The sequence below is a fragment of the Bacteroidales bacterium genome, from assembly GCA_023229505.1.
Lineage (GTDB): Bacteria > Bacteroidota > Bacteroidia > Bacteroidales > JAGOPY01 > JAGOPY01.
This window is the reverse complement of sequence record JALNZD010000007.1, coordinates 70,898-93,539: the sequence shown is the minus strand read 5'-3', so window position 1 is coordinate 93,539 and position 22,642 is coordinate 70,898. Positions and strand designations below refer to the sequence as shown.

13 protein-coding genes and 1 tRNA gene are annotated in these 22,642 nt (G+C 46.0%); 10 read left to right on the top strand and 4 right to left on the bottom strand.

The features are described from left to right. Positions 1-29: 29 nt before the first annotated feature. From M0Q51_04290 to M0Q51_04270, 5 genes are all read left to right on the top strand, one after another. A complete protein-coding gene (locus M0Q51_04290) occupies positions 30-1,553 on the top strand; it encodes a hypothetical protein (GenBank protein MCK9399203.1) in 1,524 nt (507 codons plus the stop codon). A gap of 93 nt (positions 1,554-1,646) precedes the next feature. Further along, positions 1,647-1,720: transfer RNA gene (locus M0Q51_04285), tRNA-Ala, on the top strand. A 320-nt stretch (positions 1,721-2,040) separates the two neighbouring features. Next, the gene (gene metH / locus M0Q51_04280; protein MCK9399202.1) at positions 2,041-5,796 is read left to right on the top strand and encodes a methionine synthase; all 3,756 of its coding nucleotides are present in this window, start codon (positions 2,041-2,043) and stop codon (positions 5,794-5,796) included. 115 nt (positions 5,797-5,911) lie between these two features. Next, positions 5,912-6,865, top strand: coding sequence for a methylenetetrahydrofolate reductase [NAD(P)H] (gene metF / locus M0Q51_04275; GenBank protein MCK9399201.1), 954 nt, complete (start codon positions 5,912-5,914; stop codon positions 6,863-6,865). A 202-nt stretch (positions 6,866-7,067) separates the two neighbouring features. Further along, the gene (locus M0Q51_04270) at positions 7,068-9,365 is read left to right on the top strand and encodes a PKD domain-containing protein (protein MCK9399200.1); all 2,298 of its coding nucleotides are present in this window, start codon (positions 7,068-7,070) and stop codon (positions 9,363-9,365) included. 343 nt (positions 9,366-9,708) lie between these two features. Here the strand turns inward: M0Q51_04270 and M0Q51_04265 are convergent, their stop codons facing one another. Genes M0Q51_04265 through carA form a run of 4 tightly spaced genes read right to left on the bottom strand, consistent with a single transcriptional unit; the run spans position 9,709 to position 16,526 of the window. Beyond that, a complete protein-coding gene (locus M0Q51_04265) occupies positions 9,709-10,446 on the bottom strand; it encodes a glycosyltransferase family 2 protein (GenBank protein ID MCK9399199.1) in 738 nt (245 codons plus the stop codon). Further along, positions 10,443-12,206 (bottom strand): glycosyltransferase family 39 protein, encoded by a 1,764-nt coding sequence (locus M0Q51_04260; GenBank protein ID MCK9399198.1) that lies wholly within the window; start codon positions 12,204-12,206, stop codon positions 10,443-10,445. The genes M0Q51_04265 and M0Q51_04260 overlap by 4 nt, the downstream gene beginning before the upstream one ends. Beyond that, the gene (gene carB / locus M0Q51_04255) at positions 12,193-15,417 is read right to left on the bottom strand and encodes a carbamoyl-phosphate synthase (glutamine-hydrolyzing) large subunit (GenBank protein ID MCK9399197.1); all 3,225 of its coding nucleotides are present in this window, start codon (positions 15,415-15,417) and stop codon (positions 12,193-12,195) included. Before carB ends, M0Q51_04260 begins: the two co-directional genes overlap by 14 nt. Continuing rightward, positions 15,414-16,526, bottom strand: coding sequence for a glutamine-hydrolyzing carbamoyl-phosphate synthase small subunit (gene carA / locus M0Q51_04250; protein MCK9399196.1), 1,113 nt, complete (start codon positions 16,524-16,526; stop codon positions 15,414-15,416). The genes carB and carA overlap by 4 nt, the downstream gene beginning before the upstream one ends. 241 nt (positions 16,527-16,767) lie before the next feature. Between carA and M0Q51_04245 the strand changes: the two genes are divergently transcribed. The 5 genes from M0Q51_04245 to M0Q51_04225 all read left to right on the top strand — a co-directional run bounded on the left by M0Q51_04245 (position 16,768) and on the right by M0Q51_04225 (position 22,596). Continuing rightward, positions 16,768-17,322, top strand: a complete 555-nt coding sequence (locus tag M0Q51_04245) for a YceI family protein (GenBank protein ID MCK9399195.1) — start codon at positions 16,768-16,770, stop codon at positions 17,320-17,322. A gap of 4 nt (positions 17,323-17,326) precedes the next feature. Further along, the gene (locus tag M0Q51_04240; protein MCK9399194.1) at positions 17,327-20,245 is read left to right on the top strand and encodes a histidine kinase; all 2,919 of its coding nucleotides are present in this window, start codon (positions 17,327-17,329) and stop codon (positions 20,243-20,245) included. A 16-nt stretch (positions 20,246-20,261) separates the two neighbouring features. Continuing rightward, on the top strand, positions 20,262-21,023 hold the full coding sequence (locus tag M0Q51_04235; protein ID MCK9399193.1) for a LytTR family DNA-binding domain-containing protein: 762 nt from the start codon (positions 20,262-20,264) through the stop codon (positions 21,021-21,023). Between the two features lie 102 nt (positions 21,024-21,125). Beyond that, positions 21,126-21,707 carry a YceI family protein gene (locus M0Q51_04230; protein MCK9399192.1) on the top strand — a complete coding sequence of 194 codons (582 nt, stop codon included), beginning with the start codon at positions 21,126-21,128 and terminating at the stop codon, positions 21,705-21,707. Positions 21,708-21,843: 136 nt separating this feature from the next. After that, on the top strand, positions 21,844-22,596 hold the full coding sequence (locus M0Q51_04225; protein MCK9399191.1) for a thioesterase: 753 nt from the start codon (positions 21,844-21,846) through the stop codon (positions 22,594-22,596). The last annotated feature ends 46 nt before the right edge of the window (positions 22,597-22,642 follow it).

Below are 22,642 nucleotides of genomic sequence, written 5' to 3'. Positions count from 1 at the left end.
TAATTATTAAACGAACCAAATTTATTAAAATGAAAACGTTCAAAAAGTCCGGGAAAGCTTTTTTACTGCTTTCCGTTATCGTGGTTGTGTTTTCCCATCTTTCTTTTGCCCAGGATCAATTCCGCCTTTCGGATTATAAAAATCCGGACTATCGCTGGCAAAAGCTTGATCTCGGTTTTGCACTTGGAGGTAATAACAATTATTATAAACAAGAGATTGAAAGGGGAATAACGGAAAAGAAAAATTCTGACAGGATTAACGGCGGATTGGATATTGATTATTACGCAACAAAGAATTCCGAATTCTACCAGGGATACCAGGATTTCATTCTATATGGCGATGTTTTATCCTCCCATAACAATAACATGGATGTCACGAATGATCTGGAAGATGACCAGAAATCCAATCAACAGAATATTATCCTGCTTGCCCGAACTGTGAACCGTTTTTACGACAAAAGTAAACGGTTTGCTGAAATCGATTTAAATTTTGATGGCAGGTTGAATCATTCACTTCATAAATATTCAGCCGACCAGGAATACCTTCCTTATGTTAACAAAAGAACAGATTTCGAATACACTTTATCAGCCTCTATTCCACTGCTTATCGGCAAAGGAAGGATTGAAGAGGTGCAGGATGCACGACTGGCTGTATATATCCTGGATGATCTTAGAAAATCAGGCGACCTGAAAAGGGCGCCAACCAGTGAAGAAACGCTGGCACTTGCCCGGTTCATTACCCAAACCAAAAATCAACGTTTCTTTGATTCACGAATCAGGAAAATAGCTGAAATTACGGCCATCGACTCCTTTTTGACTGTATTGGACCTGAAAGCTCAATCAGATGCAAGCTATTTCACCCTGCTGAATGATAACTGGGACAATGCCAACGGCCCGGTTCGCAGTACCGGCGGCCGTTTTTCATTCGGACTGGTACCGGGTATTGAATTGTCTTTAGATGAATCGAAAAATTACTATCGTGATACACTTAATAATCCTGAAATCATTGAAAGCTACACGCATAAAAGCAAGTATTACACGAATTCATGGGGTCTGGATTTTGTGACCGGATATGTATGGGAAAAACCGGCGAACCTTTACTGGCAGCATACGGTGAATGCTGATCTGTCGTACTCGTTATTCTATCAACAAATGAACAGCAAAATCTATGATATGGACATATTGACCGACGAGCTAAAAAGCAGGCTTAACTCACCAAACCTAAAATTAAGGCTTCGTTATGCGATCGGGTATTATCCGAATTCCCGAACCCATTTCAGGCTGGGTATTAATACCAGCTTTAATCAATATTGGGGCGACGAGAAAATTAGTGATGACCCGGAAAAAGATGTGGGCAAAACTCTGGTAAATAGCGATTTATATTTGGCCTGCTATTATTATATCTCGCCTCAACTCAGGTTTTCGTTAAATATCAACAGTACCTATTTATTTACCAAAAAGAACCAGGAACTGCCGGATGATATTTATGGTGATGAGATTACGCATTATATGAATAACAACATCGGTGCCAGATTGACCTACAGTATTTTTTAGCTGAATTTTTCAAAATATCCCTGACAAGAATAATATTAAATTTGCACCTCACACCCACACTTCACTTGCACACCTCACACCCACACCCTCTTCGGGGTATTAGCTCAGCTGGCTAGAGCGCTACATTCGCATTGTAGAGGCCACCGGTTCGAATCCGGTATACTCCACCGAACATGGACGCGAACATGGACGATTTTACATGGACGATGTACCATTTAACATTTAAATGAAAAATCGTCCATTGTCTTCAATATTTTTCTTTAGAACCATTTTAAATATTAACTTTGTCGCGGTCTAAACCATACACCATGACCGGATTATTACCTATCTCCATTCATCTGCCTATGTGCATGCGCTGAGCCTTCACCAGTTTCTGGAAGTGAAGGCGCTACGTATTCAGTTCAAAGTTCAAAGGGCAAAGTTCAAAGTTCATGTTTCAAAGTTGAATAATTTTCAAATTTCCAATTTCAAGTTTTAATATACCGCAATGGATATTTACCACGAAATAAAAAGACGGGTATTGGTGCTGGATGGGGCAATGGGAACCATGATCCAGCGGTATAAGTTTTCAGAAGCTGATTACCGGGGGGAGCGGTTCCGCGATTATCACCGCGACCTGAAAGGCAATAACGACCTGCTATCGATTACGCAACCGCATATCATCCTGGAAATACACCATGCTTACCTCGAAGCCGGAGCCGATATCATCGAAACCAATACGTTTAATGCCAATTCGATCTCCCAGGCCGATTACGGAATGGAGTCCCTTGCCTATGAGCTGAACCGGGCCTCTGCTGAGATTGCCCGAGCCTGTGCCGATGAGTTCACCCGCCTGAACCCTGGTAAGCCCCGTTTCGTGGCCGGCGCACTTGGTCCGACCAATAAAACCGCCTCCCTTTCGCCCGATGTCAATGACCCGGGTTACCGCGCTATTTCCTTTGAACAGCTTTATAATGCTTATTACACCCAGGCGGAAGGCTTGCTCGACGGCGTCGTCGATACATTGCTGGTCGAAACTATCTTTGACACCCTAAACGCCAAAGCAGCTTTATTTGCGATACAAGACCTGCTTGAAAAACGCGGAATCAAAATACCCATAATGGTTTCCGGGACCATCACCGACCTAAGTGGAAGGACCCTTTCGGGCCAGACCGTCGAAGCATTCCTCAATTCGGTTTCGCACGTCGACTTATTCAGCATTGGCTTTAACTGTGCTCTTGGCGCAAAGGAACTACGGCCGTTTGTCGAAGAGATCGCCCACAAGGCCCCTTTCTATACCAGCGTTTACCCTAATGCAGGATTGCCTAACCAATTCGGCGAGTATGACGATACGCCGGAGGAGATGTCATCTCAAATAAAAGACTTTATCGAAAACCGGTTTATCAATATTGTTGGAGGGTGCTGCGGGACTACGCCGGAGCATATCCGGGCGTTTGCCAGAATTGCGGAAAATGCTGTGGTAAGAACGGTTCCCCAACCGACTGATTCCCTCAAACTCAGCGGACTTGAGCCATTGGTGTATTTCCCGGGAAGCAACTTCATTAATATCGGCGAGCGGACCAACGTGGCCGGTTCGAAGGTTTTTGCCCGGCTCATACGGGACGAGAAATTTGAGGATGCGCTTATCATTGCCCGCCAGCAGGTTGAGAACGGCGCCCAGGTGATCGATATCAATATGGACGATGCCATGCTCGATGCCGAAAAGTCGATGGTCAGGTTCCTGAACCTGCTTTCTGCCGATCCCGACATTGCCCGCGTGCCGGTCATGATCGATTCTTCCAAATGGCCGGTGATCGAAGCAGGGCTGAAATGCTTGCAGGGTAAGGCCATCGTGAATTCCATCAGTCTTAAAGACGGTGAAGAGGCTTTTAAAGATAAAGCCCGGAAGATCAAAAAATATGGCGCTGCTGTCATCGTGATGGCTTTTGATGAAGAGGGACAGGCGGTCACTTTTGAACGTAAAACCGAAATTTGTAAAAGAGCTTACCGAATCCTGACGGAGGAGATAAATTTTCATCCTTCCGACATCATCTTTGATCCTAATGTGCTGACTATTGGCACGGGCATGGATGAACACAACAACTATGCGATCGACTTCATCAATACAGTGAAGTGGATCAAGCAAAACCTTCCGCATGCCAAGGTTAGCGGCGGGATCAGCAACCTCTCTTTTTCTTTCCGTGGTAATGATACCCTAAGGGAAGCGATACATTCGGCATTTCTTTATCATGCTATCCGTGCCGGGCTGGATATGGGGATTGTCAATGCCGGGAACCTGCCGGTTTATGATGAAATCCCCGGGGATTTGCTTCAACTGGCCGAGGATGTCATCCTGAACCGCCGCAAGGACGGAACGGAAAGGCTGATCGCTTATGCCGAGAAAATGCAGGCTAAAACAGATAAGCAGGAAAAGGTCGAAGAATGGCGATCGGCCAGTGTGCAGGAACGCCTGAAACATGCCCTGGTCCGTGGGATCCTGGATCATATCGCGGAGGATACTGAAGAGGCGAGGAGCCATTATCCGCGGTCGCTGGATGTAATTGAAGGACCACTGATGGATGGGATGAACATCGTGGGCGACCTGTTTGGCTCCGGGAAGATGTTTCTGCCTCAGGTGGTTAAGAGCGCGAGGGTGATGAAGAAAGCGGTGGCGGTGCTGGAGCCATGGCTACAAGCAGAAAAGAGGGAATCTGCAGCTAAAAGTTCGCAGTTCGCAGTTCGCAGTTCGCAGTCCGCAGTCAGGGAAAATACAGATAAACAAGAACCGGGAACTGGGAACCGGGAACCGGGAACTTCACGAAGGATATTACTTGCCACTGTAAAAGGCGATGTGCACGATATCGGAAAGAACATCGTCGGGGTGGTGCTGGGATGCAACAACTACGAGGTGATTGATCTCGGTGTGATGGTACCGGCGGAAAAGATCCTGCAGACGGCGAAAGAGAAGGAAGTCGATGTGATCGGCCTGAGCGGGCTTATCACACCGTCTTTGGAAGAAATGGCCCATGTGGCTTCAGAAATGCAGCGGCTTAAATTTGATATCCCTCTCCTGATCGGCGGGGCCACGACCTCTGAGATCCATACGGCTGTGAAAATCGCCACACAATATGATCATCCTGTCATTCATGTCAGGGACGCCTCGCGCTGCGTGGGGGTCCTTTCAAATCTCTTATCTCCCGAGAATAAAGAAAAGTATGTCAGGGAGATCAGTAATAAATATTCAGAGCTGAAGACCAGGCACGAAAACCGGAAAAGTGAGGATGTCTTCATTACTCTGGAAGAAGCCAGGGCAAACCGCCTGAAAATCAACTGGAACGAAGTACTGGTCACAAAGCCTGCTTTCATTGGAAATCGTTCATTGATTGATTATCCATTAGAGGAATTGCGGAATTATATCGACTGGACCTTCTTCTTCCATTCCTGGAAAATCCCGGGGAAATACCCGGAAATCTTCAATGACCCGTTAAAAGGGGAGGAAGCAAGGAAATTATTTAACGATGCACAATACATGATTGAAGAAGTAATTTCAAAAAAGATGTTGCAGGCAAATGGGGTTTTCGGATTTTATCCTGCCCGGTCCGTTGGTGAAGATGTGTTAATTTACAAGGATGAACAAAGGAAGAAGCAGCTCTCTGCCTTACATTTTCTCCGTAACCAGGAGAAAAAGGAAGAAGGTATTCCAAACCTCAGCCTGGCAGATTTCATCGCACCACAGGCTTCCGGGATCATGGATTACATTGGTATTTTCGCAGTCACGGCTGGGATTGGCATTGAAAAATGGGTGAAACATTACGAGAACGCACTTGATGATTATAGCAGCTTCATGCTCAAGTTCATGGCTGACCGGCTTGCGGAAGCATTTGCCGAGCGGCTTCATGAGCGGGTCAGGAAGGAATTCTGGGGTTATGTACCCGATGAAAACATTCCGGTGTCGAATTTGTTAAAGGAAGAATATCAAGGCATAAGGCCGGCACCGGGTTATCCGGGATGCCCGGAGCATTCGGAAAAAAGGACGATATTTAATTTGCTGGATGCGGAGCAAAATGCGGGTATAACTTTGACAGAGAACTTTGCCATGTATCCGGCAGCGGCAGTTAGCGGCTATTATTTCAGCCATGAATTTTCGAGGTATTTTAACCTTGGAAAGGTTTCGGAGGAACAGGTGGAGGATTATGCCAGAAGGAAGAACATTCCTGTTGAATTGGCGAAAAAGTATTTAAGACAGAATTTGTTAGAAGAATAATATGATAAAATTTCTCGCAGATTAACGCTGATAAATATGCAGATTTTCGCAGATTTAAAATCTGCGTTTATCAGCGTACAAATCTGCGAATATCTGCGAGAAACATAAAAAAACCATGCGAGTAGTAGAAGCCATAGAAAAATCGAAAAAACCACTTTTCACCTTTGAGATCCTGCCCCCGGTGAAAGGCAACGATATTCATTCCATATACCGGGCCATTGACCCGCTGATGGAGTTTGAGCCTTCTTTCATCGAAGTGACTTATCACCGGGAGGAGATCACATACAAAGAGCTGTCCGACGGAAACATAGAGAAGAAAGTTCTCCGCAAACGGCCGGGAACAGTAGGAATTTCTGCAGCTATCAAGTACAAGTACAAAGTGGAGGTGGTCCCGCATATCATTTGTGGCGGATTTAACCGGGAAGAGACCGAAAACGGCCTTATCGACCTTCATTTTCTTGAGATATACAATCTACTGGTCATCCGGGGAGATAACCTTCCCGGTGACAAATTCTTCAAACCCGAAAAAGGCGGAAACCAATATGCCGTCGACCTGATCCGCCAGATCATGGACCTGAACCGAGGTATTTACCAGGATAATGAGCTGGTAAACAATTCCCAGACAAATTTTACTGTCGGTGTGGCCGGTTACCCGGAAAAACATTCCGAAGCACCGAACCTGACAACCGACATCAAACACCTGAAAGAAAAGATTGATGCCGGCGCCGAGTATGTTGTCACCCAGATGTTTTTTGATAACCGCAATTTTTTTGAATTCGTCAGTCAATGCCGGGAGGCCGGGATCACGGTGCCAATCATTCCCGGATTAAAACCAATCGCAACGATAGGGCAGCTTAACACCTTACCCAAGACCTTCGGTATTTCCATTCCTGAAGATTTGCAGAAAGAGGTTGAAAAATGCAAAGACAACCGGGCAGCGCGCCAGGCAGGAATCGAGTGGTGCCTCATGCAATCCAAAGAGCTCATGAAAGCAGGCGTTCCGGCGCTTCATTATTTTACCATGGGGAAGTCTGATAATATCCGGGAGATTGTGAAAGAAGTACTTTAGTTAGTTTTGAATTTTAAGTTAGGGACTTAGATAAGTTCTGAGTTCTGAAATTTAAGTTCGGGAATTTTATCAATTCAAAAAGCGTAACCGATTACGAATCAGGTTATTTAGAATCTTTATAAATATCTGACTATCTGAATCAATCGTTTAATTTTTTTTACTTTTATATCGTTTTAAAAACCTGAATTAAAAAAAGTTAACTATGAAAAAGCTCTACTTCTCTACCTTTTTATGTGTGATCAGCCTGGGATTGATGTCACAGCCTGTAGCCCGTCAGCAGGTCATACTGGAGATCGGCACAGGTACCTGGTGCCAATATTGCCCGGGAGCGGCCATGGGCGCTGATGATCTGATCGAGGCCGGCTGCCAGGTCGGCGTGATCGAATACCATAACGGGGATTCGTTTACAAATACGGCTTCCGATGCAAGAAATGCCTATTATAACATTCCAGGTTACCCGACGGCCCATTTCGACGGAGTTCTCGAATATGTCGGAGGCAGCAATACTCAAAGTATGTATCCTAATTATCTGCCGCTATACCAGCAAAGAATAGTAATTCCGAGCAATTTTACGATACAGATTTTCGGTCAGCATACCGGATCAACTTATGATGTTCAGTTAGTCATAACGAAAGAAAGTGGTACCTGGACTACTCTGACAGCCCAACTTGCACTGACAGAATCTGAAATCGTTTATTCATGGCAGGGACAAAATCAGCTGAATTATGTAGAAAGGCTCATGGCACCTGATCACCTGGGGACTCAGGTAGATTTTACCAGTGAAAACACGGTTGTTCTCAACCTTCAGTTCACGATAAGCTCAGATTGGGTGACAAATAACTGTGAAATAGTCGCTTTCCTGCAGAATGATGGCACCAAGGAAATCCTGCAAGGGAATAAAGTAGCTATTCCTAATCTTCAGCCAATGCCTGCAACAGCAGGTTTCGAATGCACAGACAATACACCGTGCATCACCACTTCGGTTGAATATGAAGATCAATCCTTAGGGGAAATCATTTCCTGGAACTGGGTTTTTGAAGGTGGAAATCCACCCACCTCCACGGTTCAAAATCCTGTGATTGCCTATAATGCACTTGGCCAGTATGATGTCCGGCTCATTGTTTATGACGGAGAAGTTTATGATACATTGCTTAATCCTGAGTACATCCTGGTTATTGCCCCGCCGGTACAACCCATGACACCCACAGGGCCGACGGTTGTCTGCCAGGGTTCATCAGGCTTCCAATACCTGACCAATAGCGTTCAGTGGGCTACAACTTATACCTGGTCAATAGATCCGCCGGCAGCCGGCACCATCTCGGGGCCTGATACAGTGGCACCATTCACGCTCGCTCCCGGATATCTCGGTCCTTACACAATCAAAGTCAGGGCCGACAATGGCTGCGGAACAGGCACCTGGTCTCAGGGGCTCAATGCAACAGCTCATTTCACGCCTGATCAATTTACCCTTTCAGAAGGAGGTGGTTATTGCGAAGGCGCCGAGGGTTTTGACCTGACACTCGATGGCTCCCAGCAAGGTGTCAATTACGAACTTTATCTGGATGGGGATGCCACCGGCCAGATCATGGCAGGCACCGGATCCGCGCTCGACTTTGGCTTCCAAACGGAGGAGGGGATATACACCTGCCTTGCCTACACGGATTATTGCGATAATGCCATGATTGGTAACGCTTATATCTACATGATCCATCAGCCGGTAAAGGCGGGTACTCCCACTGGATCTACGCAGGAATGCAACAATCACAATAATGTGACTTATACTACAGACGGAGCCATTAACGCAACTTCTTATTCATGGACCTTAACTCCATCAGGTGCCGGAATGATCACAGGTAACACTACGACGGCAATCATCGACTGGGATGATGCGTTTTATGGCATGGCATTTATCAGCGTAGTGGGTGTCAATTCCTGTTTCTCGGGGCCTCCATCCGATAACCTTAACGTAACGGTCAATGCTGCACCGCAGCCTGCCATTACCGGCGACCAGGAAGTCTGCGAGGAGGACCTTGGCATACTTTATTCAACTGCAGATAATAGTGGTAACACCTATACCTGGGAATTAGCCGGTGGTACTATTGCCAGTGGCGCCGGAACACATGAGATCAGCGTCAACTGGGGAAATCCGGGCTCAGGATATGTGAAGGTAACGGAAACGGATCCGCAAGGATGCACCGTCACCACGGCAAACTATGATATTTTCATCGATGACTGCCTGGGAATCGGCGAAGGCAACGGGCCTTCATTCAGTATCTTCCCCAACCCGGTAAAGGACGAACTTATTATCCGCTTTGCCGGTCAGGCAGCAGACAGCAGGATCGTTATTATAAACCAGCTCGGACAGGTTTTATATGACCATCAGACCGATGGGAACCAGCAGTTTGTGATCAATACGTCGACATTATCCAGAGGTGTTTATGGACTTCGGATGTATGGAGAAAATGGTAATTCGGAGAGGAAGTTTATTAAGGTAGAGTAGTTGACAGTTGACAGTTGACAGTAGGCAGTTGGAAACTTGAAATTTGAAATTTGGAGCTCTGGAATTTTTAACCCGAGATTGCAAATAGAACACCAAAATTCATCAAGGAATGGTTATCAAAGAAAGACCATTGGTGGGTTTTGCAAATGTTTAACCCCCACGGGGTAAAGACCTGATATTTTATAATTTACTACAATACCCCATGCCCTACAGGCAAGGAAACTGAAATTGAATATTGGCGTTGCATGTGAACGAATACCGCATTGCGGTTATAGTCTTGTAGCGAAAAAGGTAACAATTGGTTAAATTCCCCGGAGGGGATAAACAGCTAAACATTTAAAGGTTAGAAAATCCGATATTTCATCAACCCTCTTTTCTGCAAAAAATACCGGAAAGAAACCCCCAGCACCCCCATTCCGTATTTAATGCTCCGGCTCAGATTGATGGAAGAGGCATCATCGAAATACTTGGTCGGACAGGTGATCTCGGCGATCTCGTAACCGGCGTAGCAAATCTGGGCCAGCATCTGGTTGTCGAAGATGAAATCATCGGAGTTGGCCTGGTATTTAATTTTCAGAAGGACCTCACGTGAAAAGGCCCGGTAGCCAGTGTGATATTCCGAAAGTTTTTGCCTCATCAGGATATTCTGGGCGAGGGTTAGAAAACGGTTGGAAATATACTTATACAGCGGCATTCCTCCTTTTAGCGCCCCTTTTCCCAGGATACGCGAACCCAGAACAACCTGGTAGACATCGTTGGCGATAAGGTAACACATGCTGTGGATCAGACGGGGAGTATACTGGTAATCGGGATGCAGCATCACCACAATATCTGAATTGATCTCAAGTGCCTTATCGTAGCAACTTTTCTGGTTTCCTCCGTAGCCTTTGTTTTCCACATGCTCGATGATATACTTGATGCCAAGCTGTCTCGCCACATCGACGGTATTGTCCCTGCTGCGGTCATCTACCAGGATCACGTCATCCACAATATCAAAGGGTATTTCCCTGAAAGTCTGTTCGAGCGTTTTTTCGGCATTATAAGCCGGAAGCACAACACTGATCTTTTTCCCGTTGATCATAAACCAGGTTTTAGTTTTTCAGGATATCGCGCTGCAAAGATAAAACCGTTCTTCTCGTAAAGCACAATAAGCTGCGGATAAAGCCGGGAATATTCATCTTTTTTAATCATCTTATAAACAAAATAGGCAGGCTTGTCAATCAGCCCGTTTAAAAGCCATTCTTTATCGTAAGAAAGCGGATTATCCTGCGGCAGCTTTTTGCTATAGAACAAGTGGGCGTAGCTCTTGAAGCCGAGCGTGTTGATGTAGCAGTCTTCTTCGCTGTGCTGCCGGTAAAAATCCAGTGCCGCACGCTGGGTATAACCTTCAATTCTGCCGGTAAATACGAACATGGTGAAAAAAGTAAAGATGATCGTTGCGGTGAAAAGTGAGATAATCCTTGCATAAGGTTTTTTAAGGAAAAAGAAAGCCAGCACCCCGGCGATCAGGATCAACGCAACGAGCGCTTCCAGACCGGTCCAGCTTACGTCAGCCCGAAGATTCGCCATGGCGAAGGGATCTTTGATGATCCCGGAATTGATCAGCCATTCTTTTTGCAGCCCGGCAATAGTGAATCCGGCAATAACGATAATCCACAGGCTGGTGAAAGCTATGAGCAGAATTTTTGCCAGCCGGCTGAAACGGCTTTTCTCTTCCACTACCCGGTAAATCGCCAGGGAGGAGAGGTAAGTCAGTGGGAAATAAGCCAGGGACGAATAATGGATGATTTTGGTCTGTACGATTTCGAAAAGCACCACAACTATGAGCAGCAGGATGATAGAAGCCCTCCGCCATTCCCGCTGCAAAGGCAATTCGCCTGGTGAAGCCTTGAAACCATTAAAAAGAAAGGCCGATGCGGGGAAAACCCCAAACATGAGCACGACCACATGGTATAGTGGAAATCCACCGTGGCCGGCGTCTTTTGTGCTGAAAAGCCTGACCTGGTAAACGATGAAATCCTTCACCACATCGATATTTCCGGCTGCTATTTGCATCATGAACCATGATCCGCCCGTGAGCAGGATCCCGGCAAGGAAGAGCAGGATGTGGGTCAATTTGATATTCAGCCTGAATCGGACTGTAGGACGGTAAGACTGTAGGACTTTAGGACGGTAAGAGGGTAGGGATGAAATCAGGTAAACCAGGCCGGTAAGGCCGAATATCAGGAATGCAACGGGCCCTTTGGTCAGGATGGCGAGGCCGATGAAGAGGCCGGAGAGGAAGAGGGTGACTGGGTGACTGGGTGACTGGGTGACTGGGTGACTGGGTGATTGGGCGATGTAAAGAATGGCAAAATAAATGCCGGTAAAGATGAATAGATTGAACCAGGGGTCGATGATGCCCGACTTGAAATAGAAGAACGGAAGGACAGAACCTGCGTAAACCAGCGCCCAGATCATGCCCATCCTTTGATTGAATAACTTTTTACCGATCCGGAACAGGATGAGCAAAGTCACGATCCCGCAAACAGCATTGGGGAAGCGGGCCGCGAATTCATTTATGCCGAAGAGCTTCATCGACAGGACCTGCATCCAGATAAACAAGGGAGGCTTTTCCCAGAAAGGCTGATAATCTACCTGAACATTGAGGTAATCATGTGTAACGATCATTTCGCGGGCGATCTCGGCAAAATTGACCTCATCCCAGTCGAAAAGGGCGACTCTTCCCAGAAAAGGCATGAATAGTATGATCCCTGCAATGATAATTATCCAGTAAGATGAAAATATTTTCGGTTTGGTTTTCACTGAGATTGAGTCCCTTTCATCTTTACTTATATTCATCCCAGCTTTTTATTGCAATATTATCGATATCGACCTTACAGATGGAATAGATGAAAGCGCTGGCAAGCCGGGCATTGGTGATCAGCGGGATGTTGAAATCGACGGCACTGCGGCGGATGCGGTAATCGTTATCCAGTTCACTCTTACTGAGATTTTTGGGGATGTTGATCACCAGGTCGATCTTCTTTTGTTTCAGGTAATCCAAAGTATTTGGTTCACGGCTCTCGCCGGGCCAGTGAAGCATGATGGAATTCACGCCGTTTTTGGTGAAGAAATCGTGGGTGCCGCCTGTTGCGTAGATCGTCAACCCTTTTTCAGCCAGCATCCGTGCGCTTGCGAGCAGTTCTATCTTGGAACGATACGGGCCGCTTGAGAAAAGAATGGCTTTTGATGGGATGCTGTAGCCGACCGACAGCATCGCTTTGAGGATGGCTTCATAGTAGTTGTCGCCGATACAGCCCACTTCGCCGGTGGAGACCATCTCAACGCCCAGCACCGGGTCGGCTTTTTGTAACCGTGAAAAGGAAAACTGAGATGCTTTCACTCCTACATAATCCAGGTCGAACAGAGACTTATCTGGTTTTGTGACAGCTTTTCCCAGCATGATCTGCGTGGCTATTGTGATAAAGTTGGTTTTAAGGACTTTGGAAATGAAGGGAAAACTTCGGGAGGCACGCAGGTTACATTCGATGACCATCACGTCGTTATCTTTAGCCAGGAACTGGATATTGAAAGGGCCTGAAATGGCAAGATGTTCCGCGATCTGCCGGCTTATGCGCTTGATCCGCCGGACTGTTTCGACATAAATCTTTTGTGGAGGGAACAACATCGTGGCATCGCCGGAATGAACGCCGGCAAATTCCACATGTTCAGAGATGGCATAGCAGATAATCTCACCGTCTTTAGCAACGGCATCCATTTCGATTTCCTTGGAGTCTTCGATGAATTTGGAAACCACTACAGGGTGCTGTTTCGAAACCTGGGCTGCCATTTCGAGAAAATGGTCCAGCTCGCTGCGGTTCGACACGATATTCATCGCCGCACCGGATAGAACATAGGAAGGCCTGACAATCACAGGAAACCCGACTTCTTTCGTAAACTCATAAACATCCTTTACTGTTGAAGATTCAATCCACCGTGGCTGGTCGATATCGAGTTCATCAAGAATAGCTGAGAATTTATGCCTGTTCTCGGCCTTATCAATGGAAAGCGGTGATGTACCGAGAATCCTGACCCCCTGCCCGAATAACCGCATGGCGAGGTTGTTCGGTATCTGGCCGCCGGTAGAAACGATCACCCCAAGCGGATCTTCCAGATCTAAAATGTCCATCACCCTTTCAAAGGTTAATTCTTCAAAATACAGCTTGTCGCATACGTCATAATCGGTGCTGACCGTTTCCGGATTGTAGTTGATCATGATGGAACGATATCCTTCTTTGTTGATCGCATCTAGTGCATTTACCCCGCACCAGTCGAATTCAACGCTGCTACCTATGCGGTAAGCTCCTGAGCCAAGGACGACAACGCTTTCTTCACCTTCGTGAAGAAAGGTTATATCATGTTCCGCCCCGTTGTAAGTAAGATAAAGATAATTGGTCCGGGCCGGGTATTCTGCGGCCATTGTATCAATCTGCTTCACAAAAGGCGTTATGCCCCTTGTTTTCCGGTAATTGCGGACTTTCAGCAGGTCATCTGTGATATGGCTGCGGTCGCTTTTAAAGACGAACCTGGCGATCTGGAAATCAGAAAATCCCAATTGTTTTGATTTAAGAAGAAGGGGATCAGGGATTTCTTCCAGTACATTAAACTGAAGAATTTCGGTCCGCAGGTCGAAGATATTTTGGAGTTTACCCAAGAACCAGCGGTCGATCCGGGTCAGTTCAAAGATTCGGTCGATACTGTAACCCTTATAGAGTGCCATGGCGATCACGAAGATACGCATATCGGTGGGAACAGAAAGCTCCTTATCGATGATGATGTCTTCGATATCCTTGTTACCCACGAAACCGTGCATTCCCTGGCCGATCATCCGTAATCCTTTCTGGATGGCTTCTTCGAATGTGCGCCCGATGGCCATCACCTCACCGACGCTTTTCATGCTGCTGCCGATCTCCCGGGATACGCCGTGGAACTTATCAAGGTCCCAGCGGGGGATCTTGCAGACGACATAGTCGAGGGCAGGCTCAAAGAAAGCGGAAGTATCCTGCGTGACGGAGTTTTTCAGTTCGAATAAACCATAGCCCAGGGCGATTTTAGCGGCTACGAATGCTAGGGGGTACCCGGTGGCTTTGGAGGCCAGGGCACTGGAACGCGAGAGGCGTGCATTGACTTCAATGACCCTGTAATCTTCAGAATCAGGGTCGAGGGCATACTGGACATTACATTCTCCAACGATGCCGATGTGGCGGATGATCCTGATCGACAGTTCCCTGAGTATATGATATTCCCTGTTGGTAAGCGTTTGCGAGGGTGCAACCACGATACTTTCACCGGTGTGGATGCCCAGCGGATCGAAATTTTCCATATTACACACCGTGATGCAATTATCGTAGGCATCCCGGACCACTTCGTATTCCACTTCTTTCCAACCCTTGAGGGATTCTTCTACCAAAACCTGGCTGGAATAGGAAAAGGATTTCTGGGTGAGCAGCCTTATTTCTTCCTCACCTGAACAGAATCCGCTACCGAGCCCACCCAGGGCGAACGCAGAACGGACGATAACGGGATATCCCAGGCTGTTGGCGGCCAGAACGGCTTCTTCAATACTGGTGACGGCAAGGCTGCGCGGTGTTTTTACCCGGATTTCATCAAGTCTGCGTGTGAACAATTGCCGGTCTTCCGTATCGAGAATGGCCCGGACCGGTGTTCCCAGCACCCGGACCCCATATTTCTCAAGGATGCCTGATTGGTAGAGAGCAATACCGCAATTCAGCGCGGTTTGGCCGCCGAAAGAGAGCAGGATACCCTCAGGATGTTCCTTTTCGATCACTTTTTCGACGAACAAAGGCGTTACCGGGAGGAAGTAGATCTTATCGGCCATACCTTCCGAAGTCTGTACCGTTGCAATGTTTGGGTTGATGAGGATGGTGAAGATGCCTTCTTCCCTCAATGCCTTGAGTGCCTGTGTACCTGAATAATCAAACTCGCCTGCTTCGCCGATTTTCAGCGCACCTGATCCAAGGAGAAGGACTTTTTTTACGGACTGAATCATTTGGCTACGGTTTGATCGTTTTCCGAACGTCCATCGACATATTTTTTAACAAGTTTCATAAATTCATCGAACAGAAATTCAGTATCCACAGGTCCGGCGGAAGCTTCGGGGTGAAACTGGACGGCGAAGAAGGGCATGGTTTTGTGCCGGATGCCTTCACAGGTCTGATCGTTGAGGTTTTCAAACCAGGGTTCCCAGGCTGTGGGCAGTGTAGAAGTTTCAATTGCATAGCCATGGTTTTGGGAAGTGATGAAACAGTGGTTGGTACCGTTCATGATGACAGGCTGGTTATGGCTGCGGTGTCCGTATTTCAGCTTATAAGTATTGGCCCCGGCGGCAAGTGCCATAATTTGAGAGCCCAGGCAAATGCCAAAAACCGGGACATTCCCAAAAAGAAGCTTTTTAGCTGATCCGATGGTAGCTTTGCACATTTTAGGATCTCCCGGCCCATTGGAGAAGAGGACGCCATCATATCCGGCAGGATCGATGGGATGGTCCCAGGGTACCCGGGTAACGGTGGCATTGCGTTTAAGCAGGCAGCGGATGATATTGTTTTTTGTACCGCAATCCACCAGCAGGATGCGGTACTGGCCGTTGCCATAGGTGGTACTTTCCCGGACCGAGACCTGGTCGACCAGGTTATCTTTATTAGGGTCGTAAAAAGGGATATCTTCATTAATGATGATTTTCCCGAGCATAGCACCCTTTTCGCGGATTATTTTTGTCAGCCTGCGTGTATCGATACCATAGATACCCGGGACCTGGTGTTCATTCAGCCAGTCTGAAAGGCTTTTTGCCGCGTTCCAGTGGCTGTAGCTGAACGAATAATCGGATATAACGAGGCCGGAAATCTGCACCCGGCCGGATTCAAAGAATTCCGGCATATTGTCGACGAAATGGATATTTGGCACGCCATAGTTACCGATAAGGGGATAGGTGGCCACCAGGATCTGTCCTTTGTAGGATGGATCGCTAAGGCTTTCCGGGTAGCCGTTCATGGCGGTACTGAACACCACTTCACCCGCGGCGGAATGCGGTGCCCCGAAGGAATGGCCAGGGAATTCCGTTCCGTCATCAAGGACAAGTGCGGCGGGGATCAGAGGATTCATAAGCTTAATTGTCAGGAAAGGTAATTCAGATTATTTCCTGGAATTAAAAATAATTCTTTTGATTATATAAACTCCGGGTTGTTGAAAAGAAAGTAAAAGAGATGGCATCTCATTTCAGTTTCATCAAAAGTGTAAAAATAGACAGTCAATTGATATTTATGGACAATAATCCGGAATCGTCTTGGTTCATTAGCACAATCTTAATAAAGATTATATTTATCTTCGCTTAAATTCCAGGCACGTGAAAACAGTTCCGGTCATCATATTGTTTGCCTCTTTTCTTCTACAAACCTCATTCTCACAGCAGCTTTTTATTACACGCAATGGTTCGGCCAGCTTTACTTCCAATGCTCCCCTTGAGGTCATTAAAGCCGAATCAGACCAACTGTCAGGAGTTATCAATCCAGCTGACCGCACCTTTGCATTCACCATCGATAATAAAAGCTTTCAAGGCTTTAACAGCAGTCTCCAGCAGGAACACTTTTTTGAAAACTATATAGAAGCTCAGAAATATCCTGTTTCAACATTTAAAGGTAAAATCATCGAAGAAATTGACCTCAATTCACGTGAAGAACAAATGGTCAGAGCAAAAGGGATGCTTGATATTCATGGTATTGAACAGGAAAGGATCATTCGGGGAACAATCAGGTTGACAGAGAATAATATCAAACTCCATGCTGAATTCACGGTTTTGCTGGAAGATCACCAGATCAAGATACCGAGAGTCGTTTTCCAGAAAATCGCTGAAGTCATTGATGTGTCAATCACAGCTGAACTGGCCAAAAAAATTGATTGAACAAGTGTTAAAATTCAAAGATATAACCAGGTTTAGCCTGATCTTTATTTGCTTATGGCTTGTAATATTTCCGGCAAGAGCCCAGTCCCCTTTCATCCAAAAGATCCGGTTTTCAATTCCCACAAAAGAGCCCGTCTTTAATAAAGCGTTTCAGGATGATAAAGGCTTTATCTGGCTGGGGTCTGATAATGGGTTATTCCGGTTTGATGGGATATCTTTCAGGCAATATTTCTCACCTATTGATTCTATTGATCTTCAAGTTACTGCAATTCATGAAGGACCGGATGGGGTCCTTTGGGTTGGATGCAAAGATGGTAAGATCTATTGGCTGGATGAGGGCGTCATATCTCTTTTTAATCCTGTAGAAGGAACAGCCGGGAAAGCTATTTCTGATATAATTACCGATAAGGAAGGTGTGCTCTGGTGGTCGACAACAGGAGAAGGCATCTATTTTTATAATCATAACCGTGTTTTTAATATCAACCATGATGACGGGCTGAACGAAGATTATGTGTATGATCTCGAGTGCGATCACACGGGATTGATCTGGGCAGGGACGGACGCCGGGATTGCCGCCTGCCGGCAGACGGATGGCATTAAAAACGTGAAGCCGCTTGAAATTGGCAAGCCTCTTCCTGACATTATTGTCAGAGTTATAAAAGAAGATCCTTCCGGAAGATTATGGCTGGGGTTTCAAGATGGCGGTGCGGGATACCTGCTGCCTGACCGGTCAGATTTCAGGACTCCTTACCCGGATGTTTCCTGGCCTTATGGGCCGGTTCAGGACCTGGCGGTTTTAAGGGATGCCCTGTGGATAGCTACAGCGTCGGGAGAATTGCTGGAAATTGACCCCGGCAACGCTACTGGATCTATTCAGCGTGTTACCAATAAAGACCTCTTCAAATACGGAAAAATTAATGATCTTCTTGAGGATACCGAAGGAAATGCCTGGATATTATCTTACTCGGGATTGTATCGCACTTCCGGGACCAGACTGAAGTTTTACAACCAGGCCAATGGTGCCGAACTGCAGAATATCCATGCCGTCAGACACGATCTTCTGAACTATAATAAGCTCTGGTTTAGTAACGATGAGGGAATATTTCTCCTGTACCTTTCTGATGGCAGTACCAGGAAATACCTGGAAGGTTTTAATCTTCCCAATCTGAAAGTGATGTGCTTATTTCAGGATAACCAGGGTTATATCTGGGCCGGCACTTTTAACTATGGCGTTTTCCGGATACATCCGGATAATGGTTCCTGGATTCAGATCACGGAGAAACAAGGGCTTATAAATAATAATGTTCTGTCGATCTCCGGACATATTGACACGCTTTGGATGGCAACCCTCGGGGGAGCTTCGGAGATCATCCTGCAAGGACGCGCACCTGATGGGCCTTTCCTTATCACCTCCCATAACCGCGATAACGGGTTGGTGAATAATTTCATCTATTCGGTATTTGAAGATACACATGACCAGGTTTGGTTTGCAACAGATGGGGATGGGATTAGTGTGAAAACAAAAAGCGGGTGGATTTCTTATGATGAGAAAAACGGGCTTGGAGATGATGTGATCTATTCCATAACCGGCGACCAGCGTGAGAATATCTGGATTGCATCGGCCAGCGATGGGATTTATAAATATAACGGGGGCAAGTTCAGCCATTTCGGGATCAAAGATGGTTTAAGCAGCCTTGAAATTACCGGAATAACAACCTGCGGCGATGAAGTTATTATCATCCATGATGATGGGCTTGATATTCTACACATTCCAACGGACCGTATTGCTCATTTTGGGGATGAAGTAGGCCTGGCGGGAATTTCTCCGGATTTGAATGTCATAAGTAAAGACCCTGGCGGGAATGTGTGGATCGGTACCCGGACCGGGATCATTCGCTATCAGCCCGGAACAAATGCGGAATCCTACGGTCCACGGACGGTCCTTGAAGAAATGTCAGTTTACCTTGAACCGATGGTTATGAAAAAAGACCTCATCCTGGGCTTCGGTGAAAACAATGTTTCTTTTAAATATTCCGGCTTATGGTTGTCGAACCCGGAAGCAGTAACCTACCAGGTGATGCTCGAAGGCTATGACCTGGAATGGAAGAATACTTTCGACCGGTCAGTGACTTATTCAAGCCTTCCCCCGGGAATTTATACCTTCAGGGTTCGATCATCCCTGGACCAGTCATTCCATAACGCTTCTGAAGAAACCTATGAATTCAGGATCAAAGGACCATTCTGGCTAAGTGCCTGGTTTATGATACTGGTAATTGTTGCGCTTGCTGCAGTTATCTATTTTATTGTCCGCTATCGCGAAGAGCGGATGCGCCGGATTGAGCAACAGAAAAAAGAAAAAGTGGAATTTGAATTCCAGGTTCTCAAAAACCAGGTCAATCCCCATTTCCTGTTCAACAGTTTCAGTACCCTGATGGCGCTTATCGAAGAGAAATCTGACCAGGCACTGAAATACACCGAAAAACTATCGGACTTTTTCAGGATCATCCTGCAGTTGAGGGATGAGGAAGTCATACCCCTCGAAGACGAGATCTCCCTTATCGACAACTATTATTTCCTGTTGAAAAAGCGATTTGGGGAAAACCTGCACCTGGATATTTCATTAGGAAAGGACATACAGAATTCGTTTATCCCTCCGATGACATTACAGATCCTGATTGAAAATGCTGTCAAGCATAATATCATTTCAAAAGATAAACCATTGCATATCAGGATTTATGAGCAGGGAGGAAGAATTATTGTCGAAAATGACCTTCGTCCTAAGAAAATTTCTGAAATTTCAACAGGAATTGGCCTGGAGAATATTTCGAAAAGATACAGGCTGATCACCGCAAAAGAACCAGAGATGGAGAAAACAGAAGATATTTTCAGGGTGAAACTTCCGATTATAACTACTAACCACTAACCAATAACATTACTCCATGAAACTCCTGATCATAGAAGACGAACCTGCTTCGGCCCAACGGCTGAAGAAGCTGGCAGAAGAAATCGATCCGGAAATTATTGTCCTGGAAATACTTGACAGTATTTCATCTGCAGTAGATTGGTTCCATGCCCATACTGAACCCGACCTGATACTTTCAGATATCCACCTGGCAGATGGATTAAGTTTTGAAATTTTTAAGGAGATTACTATATTTTGCCCGGTTATTTTCACAACAGCTTATGATCAATATGCTCTACAGGCATTCAAGGTCAACAGCATCGATTACTTACTGAAACCTATCAAGAAAACCGAGCTGGCCGAAGCCATCCGAAAATTCAGAAAAATTCAGCTGTCATCACCTAAGATCGACCTTGCCCTTTTGACCTCGATGATTGGCAAATCAGGGAAAGACTATCTCAAACGGTTAATGATCAGGATAGGACAGCAAATCAAGGTGGTTGAAGTAAAAGACATTGCCTATTTTTATATTGAAGAGAAGATTGTATTTGCTGTTTCCTTTACTAAGGACCGGCACCCGATGGACCTCAGCCTTGACCAGCTTGAGAAACAGCTTGATCCGGAGCGGTTTTTCCGTATTAACCGGGCTTTCATCATAAGCCTGGAATCAATCGAGACCATGATAACCTATTCCAAAGCCAGGATCAAAATAAGGCTGAAGCCTCCTTGTGATCTCGAATCCATCACCAGCACCGAGCGCTCAGCTGAATTCAGGGATTGGCTGAGAGGGAGATGGTAGTTTTTCCCGTTCATCCCCTTAAACTCCCCGTTCACCAACAATCATTTGTTTCAGGGTGTAGATTTGGCTTTACTTTGCGTCATCATTTAAAACAAAAACACCATGAATACTACTGCAAAACTCATAAAACTTTCAATCAAGATCATAGCTATTTTACTAATTGGACTGGTTAGTTCTATTAGTGTTCATGCCCAGAAATACATGACCAAGAACGGAAACATTATGTTCTATTCCGAAACGCCGATGGAAACCATCAAGGCAGTCAATGAACAGGTAAATGCCGTCCTGGACACCCAAACAGGCGACATAGTCTGCAAGATCCTTATAAAGTCTTTTCAGTTTCCGAAGGCATTGATGCAGGAACATTTCAACGAAAATTACCTGGAGAGTGATAAATTCCCCAACTCAACTTTCAAGGGGAAGATCACGAATTTATCAGCGATTAATTTTTCAAAGGGAGGCATCTATGATGCCTTGATAGAAGGAGATATGACCATACACGGGGTGACGAAGAACATCAGTGAAAAAGGGACATTTACGGTCAAGTCCGGTGATAAAATACACGGCACCAGTAAATTCAATGTAAAGCCTGCCGATTATAATATAAAAATTCCTGGTGCGGTAGTAAAAAATATTGCCGAAACCATTGAGGTGACAGTAGATATAGAGCTGTCGAAAATATAGAATAGCACCTCAATATCTCAATATATTCGATCACCCCGGAGGCTCATTCAAGCGAGTTTTCCGGGGTTTTTTAATGTTTTCCGGGGATGCCATCTCTTTTGCTAATTTTGCCTTTAAATAAATCTTTACCAACTCCATGATAAACCTTCAAAAGATCTGGAAGGAAGAATACCTTGTAAACTGGTATGACACCGACCTGAACGGCCATATCAAAATGTCAGCTATCGCCAACTACCTGCAGGAATCAGCATGGAGACACGCTAATCATCTTGGTTTTGGTTATGAAGATGCCAGAAAGCGCAATGAATTCTGGGTAATTGTCAGCCTGATGATCCGGATGGTCGGTTATCCCGAGTGGGGGCAGACCATCACCGTTGAAACCTGGCCCAAAGGAATTGACAGGCTCTTTGCATTCAGGGATTTCAGGATCACGAACAGCGACGGCACAGTCATCGGGGCAGCAACTTCTTCCTGGATGATCCTTGATCTGACCACCCGTCGCCCTAAAAATGTCGATATCGTCAAGCCGATCCTCCACCTGGCAACCCACCAGGATATTCTGGATAAAAATCCGCCTTTCCTGTTAGCGCTGAAAGAAATTTCCGCCACTGAATCCCGGAAAGTGCGGTTCAGCGAGGTCGACCAGCATGGGCATGTAAACAATATCCGGTATATTGACTGGTGCATTGATGCACTGCCGGCGGAATGGCACCGGGCCCACCGGATAAGTTCCATGGTTATCAACTACCTGTCGGAAGTGCTGACGGATGAAACCATACAGATATCCTCCGGGCCTTCCCGTGATCATTCGCAATATATCCAGGGGACAAGGCAGGAAGATGGCAAGGCTATTTTCAGGACGAGGTTTGATTATGATGTATCGAATTAACGAGGTAGCGACGTAACGAGGTAGCGACGTAACGAAGTTTCACAGA

Excerpts from the sequence above, each read along its gene's own strand:
- M0Q51_04235 (MCK9399193.1), top strand. The coding sequence starts at position 20,262 with ATGAAACTCCTGATCATAGAAGACGAACCTGCTTCGGCCCAACGGCTG.
- metH (MCK9399202.1), top strand. The coding sequence starts at position 2,041 with ATGGATATTTACCACGAAATAAAAAGACGGGTATTGGTGCTGGATGGG.
- M0Q51_04270 (MCK9399200.1), top strand. The coding sequence starts at position 7,068 with ATGAAAAAGCTCTACTTCTCTACCTTTTTATGTGTGATCAGCCTGGGA.
- M0Q51_04290 (MCK9399203.1), top strand. The coding sequence starts at position 30 with ATGAAAACGTTCAAAAAGTCCGGGAAAGCTTTTTTACTGCTTTCCGTT.
- M0Q51_04265 (MCK9399199.1), bottom strand. The coding sequence starts at position 10,446 with ATGATCAACGGGAAAAAGATCAGTGTTGTGCTTCCGGCTTATAATGCC.
- carB (MCK9399197.1), bottom strand. The coding sequence starts at position 15,417 with ATGATTCAGTCCGTAAAAAAAGTCCTTCTCCTTGGATCAGGTGCGCTG.
- M0Q51_04225 (MCK9399191.1), top strand. The coding sequence starts at position 21,844 with ATGATAAACCTTCAAAAGATCTGGAAGGAAGAATACCTTGTAAACTGG.
- carA (MCK9399196.1), bottom strand. The coding sequence starts at position 16,526 with ATGAATCCTCTGATCCCCGCCGCACTTGTCCTTGATGACGGAACGGAA.
- metF (MCK9399201.1), top strand. The coding sequence starts at position 5,912 with ATGCGAGTAGTAGAAGCCATAGAAAAATCGAAAAAACCACTTTTCACC.
- M0Q51_04230 (MCK9399192.1), top strand. The coding sequence starts at position 21,126 with ATGAATACTACTGCAAAACTCATAAAACTTTCAATCAAGATCATAGCT.
- M0Q51_04260 (MCK9399198.1), bottom strand. The coding sequence starts at position 12,206 with ATGAATATAAGTAAAGATGAAAGGGACTCAATCTCAGTGAAAACCAAA.